This is a genomic window from Sphingopyxis sp. (assembly GCF_036402335.1).
In the GTDB taxonomy this organism is placed as follows: domain Bacteria; phylum Pseudomonadota; class Alphaproteobacteria; order Sphingomonadales; family Sphingomonadaceae; genus Sphingopyxis.
The window spans coordinates 1-5,212 of record NZ_DASWTD010000037.1 but is presented as its reverse complement, the minus strand read 5'-3'; the positions used below and the strand labels follow the sequence as shown (position 1 = coordinate 5,212).

Genomic DNA, 5,212 nt, shown 5'->3' with positions numbered 1-5,212 from the left:
CTGGAACCGGCCCACCAACGGTGCTTCGTCGGCCGCACCCTTCGGCGGTATCGGCCTGTCGGGCAATCACCGGCCGAGCGCGTTCTACGCCGCCGACTATTGCGCCTATCCGGTCGCCAGTTCGGAAAGCGACGCGATGCGCGCTTCGATCGGCGTCGGGCTGCGCGACCCTGAAGGGTCGCAGCTGGTGACCAAGAAATATCTCTGATTTCGTCATGCCGGACCTGATCCGGCATCCTTTGTGGCCGCGAAGTCATGGACCCCGGATCAAGTCCGGGGTGACGAGAATGGTGGTGGCAATTTTACCTTCACCAGCGTCAATAAAGCCTGCTTTGCCAATCGCGGCCCGCGCGATCATCTACGCTGCATGGAAAAGACTCTCCCTCCTGCGGGCAAGCTCTGGCTCGTCGGTGCCGGCCCCGGCGACCCCGACCTGCTGACATTGCGCGCCGCGCGGCTGCTCGAAAGCGCCGATCTGGTTGTGCATGACGGGCTCGTCGGCGAAGGCGTGCTCGCGCTGATCCCGTCGCATATCGAGCGCATCAGCGTCGCCAAGCAGCGCAGCCGCCATACGATGAAGCAGGAGTTGATCAACGACCTGCTGGTCCGCGAAACGCTCGCCGGCAAGCGAGTCGTGCGCCTGAAGGGAGGCGATCCGTTCATTTTCGGTCGCGGCGGCGAGGAACTCGACGCGGCGCGCGAAGCGGGTGTTGCCTGCGAAGTCGTCCCCGGCATCACCGCCGCGGCGGGCTGCGCTGCAGAGGCGGGCCTTCCCCTCACCCACCGTGCGGATGCCAGTGCGGTGAGTTTCGTCGCCGGCCAGTGCAAGGATCTGACCGATCAGGACTGGTCGGGCCTCGCGGGCCGCGGCCGCACGCTCGTCATCTACATGGGTCTCGCGACCGCGACCGCCATCGCCGACAAGCTGATCGCCGACGGCGTCTCGCCCGACCTGCCCGTCGCGGTGATCGAGCGCGGCACGACCGCCGACGTGCGCGTACTGCGTACGCTGCTCACCGACCTCGGCGACCTCGTCGCGCGCGAGGAGGTCAAGAGCCCCGCCCTGATCATCGTCGGTGCCGTCGCGGCACGCGCCGACGCATTGGACTGCCTGGGCGCACCCGCGCTCGCCGCTGCAAAAAGGGAATTTTCATGCGACTTTTAACGGGCAACGACCTGAAAACGGGCGCTGTCATCTGGTGGACCGGGCAGGACTGGTCGATCCATGTCGAGGATTCGGTCGACGTCGGCGAAGCCGGCGAGCGCATCCTCGCCGAGGAAGAGGCCGCGCGCCGCGTGAACGGCGGCCAGCTGATCGCAGCCGAAGCAACCTCCGACGGCCCGCGTCCCGCGCACATCAAGGACCGCATCCGCGCCCTGGGCCCGACCGTGCGTCCCGACCTGACCTTGAAACCGGCCGACCCCGACGTCGGCAACTGGGTGATCTGACATGTATCGTTACGACAAATATGACCAGGCCATGGTCGACGCCCGCGTCGAGGAATTCCGCGACCAGACTCGCCGCCGTATCGAAGGCCAGCTGAACGATGACCAGTTCAAGCCGTTGCGCCTGAAAAACGGCCTCTATCTTCAGCTCCACGCTTATATGCTCCGCGTCGCCATTCCCTATGGCACATTCAATTCCGAGCAGATGCGCAAGCTCGCGCATATCGCGCGCAAATATGACCGCGGTTACGGCCACTTCACGACGCGCCAGAATATCCAGTATAACTGGATCAAGCTGGAAGAAGCGCCCGATATCCTCGCCGAACTCGCGACGGTCGAAATGCACGCGATCCAGACGAGCGGCGAAAGCATCCGCAACATCTCGGCCGACCAATATGCCGGTGCCGCCGCCGACGAGATTTGCGATCCGCGCCCCTGGGCCGAATTACTGCGTCAGGCGACGACCTTCCATCCCGAATTCAGTTATCTGCCGCGCAAGTTCAAGATCGCGGTGATCTCGTCGAAGGAAGATCGCGCCGCGCTGCGCTGGCACGACTGCGCGCTGCGCATTGTGCGCAACGAGGCGGGCGAGGAAGGCTTCGAGGTCTATGCCGGCGGCGGCATGGGCCGCACGCCGTTCATCGCGCATCAGATCCGCGAATTTCTGCCCGCGCAGCAGATCTTCTCCTATCTGCAGGCGATCCTGCGCGTCTGGAACCTCCACGCGCGGCGCGACAATATCCACAAGCAGCGAATGAAAATTCTCGTCCACGAACTGGGCGAAGAGGAATTCCGCCGCCAGGTCGAAGAGGAGTTCCAGACCTTCCTCGCGCTCGGCACCGATTTCCCGCAGGCCGAATATGACCGCATCGCCGAATATTTCACGCCGCCACCGTTCGAGACCGGATTGCCGGAAGAGATCGACCGGTCGGACCCCGCCTTCGCGCTCTGGGTCGACCAGCAGGTCGTGGCGCACAAGGCTCCGGGCTATGCGATCGCCAACATCAGCCTGAAGCCGATCCGCGGCATCGCGGGCGACATCAGCGCCGAGCAGATGGACGTGGTTGCCGACCTCGCCGAACGCTACAGTTTCGACGATGTCCGCGCGACACATGCGCAGAACCTCGTCCTGCCGCACGTCCGCAAGGCCGATCTCTACGCGGTGTGGCAGGCGCTCGACGCGGCAGGCCTCGCCGATGCGAACCTCGACCTGATCACCGACATCATCGCATGCCCCGGGCTCGACTATTGCAGCCTTGCCAATGCACGCTCGATCCCGATCGCGCAGAAGATCGCAGAACGGTTCCAGGATATGGACCGCCAGCGCGATATCGGCGAGCTGAAGATCAAGATCTCGGGCTGCATCAACGCTTGCGGTCACCACCACGCGGGCCAGATCGGCATCCTCGGCGTCGACCGCAAGGGCACGGAAAACTACCAGCTGCTGCTTGGCGGATCGGGCGCGGAGGATACGTCGCAGGCGAAGATCACCGGTCCCGGCTTCGACGAAGCTGGCATCGTCGACGCGGTCGAGCGCACCGTCGAGCGCTATCGCGAAATCCGCGAGCCCGGCGAGCGTTTTCTCGACACCTATCGCCGCGTTGGCCTCGATGCATTCAAGGAGGCCATCTATGGCTGATACCTTTCGTTACCGCGACGACGCGCCGCACGAAGAACCGGCGATCACGCTCGACAGCTTCATCGAACAGCCGGGCGGCGCCAGCGCCGTGCGCGTCGAGGCGGGCGACGACGTGCGCCAGCTGATCCCGTACCTCGACCAGCTCCAGCTGATCGAGATCGCCTTTCCCCGTTTTCGCGACGGCCGCGGCTTTTCGAGCGCGCGTATCCTGCGTGAGGCGGGCTACAAGGGCGAACTGCGCGCCGAGGGCGACGTGTTGATCGACCTCCTCTTCTTCATGCGCCGCTGCGGCTTCGACAGCTTCGCGTCGCAGCATGTGCTGAATCCGGTCGATGTCGAGGCAGCGCTGAACCGCTACAGCAATGTCTATCAGGACGCGACCGACGATGCGGTACCGATCTGGAAGCTGAGGCATGGCTGACGTGACGGCCTCTCCCCGCACCCGCGACCGGATCGACGTGGCACCGCGTTTCACGCAGGCCGATGTCATTCGCCTCAACAACCTCTTCCGCGGCCAGGACGCCGCCGAAGTCGTCGCGAGCGTGATCGGTGCGGGCCTGTTGGGCGAGACCGGGATGGTCTCAAGCTTCGGCGCCGAGAGTGCGGTGCTGCTGCATCTGGTGACGCAGGCGGCGCCCGACATGCCCGTGCTGTTCCTCGATACCGGCAAGCATTTCCCCGAAACGCTCGCCTATCGCGACGAACTCGCCGCAAAGCTGAAGCTCAACATCGTCAACCTGACGCCCGACGCCGACGATCTCGCCGCGAAGGACGCGACCGAACTGCGCTGGTCGTACGACCCCGACGGTTGCTGCGAAATCCGCAAGGTCAAGCCGCTCGAAAAGGCGCTCGCCGACTTCGATACCTCGATTACCGGGCGCAAGGGATTCCAGTCGGCGACGCGGCAGGGCCTCGCGCGCTTCGAACTCGACGGCAGCACCGGCCGGCTGAAGTTCAACCCGCTCGCCAACTGGACGCGCGAACAGCTCGACGCCTATTTTGCCGAGCACGACCTGCCGCGCCACCCGCTCGAGGCCGAAGGCTATCCGTCGATCGGCTGTTCGCCATGCACGTCGAAGGTCAAGCCGGGCGAAGATCCGCGCTCGGGCCGCTGGCGCGGCTGGGACAAGACCGAATGCGGCATCCATACCGAAGTGACACCGCTCAGCGACGATCCGGCGAACGACCCGGCGTTCTAGTTGTTCATCATCCCAGCGAAAGCTGGGATCGCAACGCGGCGTAATTCCGCGATAGCGAGACCCCGGCGTTCGCCGGGATGACGGTTATTCATAATCCTCGAACGCCATGCTGTCGTCGGCGAGGTCGCTGAACTTGGTCGTCTTCGCCTCGAAGTGCAGACGCACCTTGCCGGTCGAACCGTGGCGCGATTTCGCGACGATCACTTCGGCAAGGCCGAAGACGCGCTCCATCTCGGCCGCCCATTCCTCATGCTGCGCATGGATCTTTACATCGTCGCCCTCGACCGGGCGTTTGGGCTCGCGCGCCGCGACATAATAATCCTCGCGGAACACGAAGAGCACCATGTCGGCGTCCTGCTCGATCGAACCCGATTCACGAAGGTCGGAGAGCTGGGGGCGCTTGTCCTCGCGGCTTTCGACCTGACGGCTGAGCTGCGACAGCGCCATCACAGGCACATGAAGTTCCTTCGCCAGCGTCTTCAAACCACGCGAAATTTCGGAAATTTCCTGCACGCGATTGTCGCCGCTCTTCGACGAGCCCTGCAAGAGCTGGAGATAGTCGACGATGATAAAGCCGATGCCATGACGTCGCTGCAAACGCCGCGCGCGGGTGCGCAGGCCGGCGATCGTCAGGCCCGGCGTATCGTCGATGAACAAGGGCAAGGTCTGGAGCTGCTGCGCCGCGCGCGATAGTTGCTGGAACTGCTCCTTGCTGATCTTGCCCATGCGCAGTGCCTCGCCCGAGACACCCGACTGTTCGGCGAGCACGCGCGTCGCGAGCTGGTCGGCCGACATTTCGAGGCTGAAGAAGGCGACCTTCGCGCCCATATTCTTTTCGGGTGGGATGCCGTCGTCCTCGTCGCGGCGGAAGCGTTCGGCGGCGTTATACGCGATATTGGTCGCGAGCGAGGTCTTGCCCATGCCGGGG

The 5,212-nt window shown here is 64.4% G+C and carries 6 protein-coding genes and 1 pseudogene; 6 read left to right on the top strand and 1 reads right to left on the bottom strand.

Annotated features, from left to right (window positions below; genetic code table 11):
- The 6 genes and pseudogenes from astD to VGD20_RS00940 all read left to right on the top strand — a co-directional run.
- Positions 1-208: pseudogene (gene astD / locus VGD20_RS00965) on the top strand (N-succinylglutamate 5-semialdehyde dehydrogenase); the annotation flags it as partial.
- Between the two features lie 159 nt (positions 209-367).
- Positions 368-1,165, top strand: a complete 798-nt coding sequence (gene cobA / locus VGD20_RS00960; RefSeq protein ID WP_331132659.1) for a uroporphyrinogen-III C-methyltransferase — start codon at positions 368-370, stop codon at positions 1,163-1,165.
- Entirely contained in the window at positions 1,153-1,449 is a 297-nt protein-coding gene (locus VGD20_RS00955; RefSeq protein WP_331132658.1) for a DUF2849 domain-containing protein, read from the top strand. Before cobA ends, VGD20_RS00955 begins: the two co-directional genes overlap by 13 nt.
- Position 1,450: 1 nt before the next feature.
- Positions 1,451-3,085, top strand: coding sequence for a nitrite/sulfite reductase (locus VGD20_RS00950; RefSeq protein ID WP_331132657.1), 1,635 nt, complete (start codon positions 1,451-1,453; stop codon positions 3,083-3,085).
- Positions 3,078-3,506, top strand: coding sequence for a DUF934 domain-containing protein (locus tag VGD20_RS00945; RefSeq protein WP_331132656.1), 429 nt, complete (start codon positions 3,078-3,080; stop codon positions 3,504-3,506). Before VGD20_RS00950 ends, VGD20_RS00945 begins: the two co-directional genes overlap by 8 nt.
- Complete coding sequence (locus VGD20_RS00940) at positions 3,499-4,284, top strand: phosphoadenylyl-sulfate reductase (protein ID WP_331132655.1); 786 nt, start codon at positions 3,499-3,501, stop codon at positions 4,282-4,284. Before VGD20_RS00945 ends, VGD20_RS00940 begins: the two co-directional genes overlap by 8 nt.
- Before the next feature lie 84 nt (positions 4,285-4,368).
- On the opposite strand, the gene VGD20_RS00935 is transcribed toward VGD20_RS00940, so the two are convergent.
- Positions 4,369-5,212: DnaB-like helicase C-terminal domain-containing protein (locus VGD20_RS00935; RefSeq protein WP_331132654.1), on the bottom strand; the 844-nt coding region annotated here is incomplete at its 5' end.

Coding starts and splice junctions, on each gene's coding strand:
- cobA (WP_331132659.1), top strand. CDS start 368: ATGGAAAAGACTCTCCCTCCTGCGGGCAAGCTCTGGCTCGTCGGTGCC.
- VGD20_RS00955 (WP_331132658.1), top strand. CDS start 1,153: ATGCGACTTTTAACGGGCAACGACCTGAAAACGGGCGCTGTCATCTGG.
- VGD20_RS00950 (WP_331132657.1), top strand. CDS start 1,451: ATGTATCGTTACGACAAATATGACCAGGCCATGGTCGACGCCCGCGTC.
- VGD20_RS00945 (WP_331132656.1), top strand. CDS start 3,078: ATGGCTGATACCTTTCGTTACCGCGACGACGCGCCGCACGAAGAACCG.
- VGD20_RS00940 (WP_331132655.1), top strand. CDS start 3,499: ATGGCTGACGTGACGGCCTCTCCCCGCACCCGCGACCGGATCGACGTG.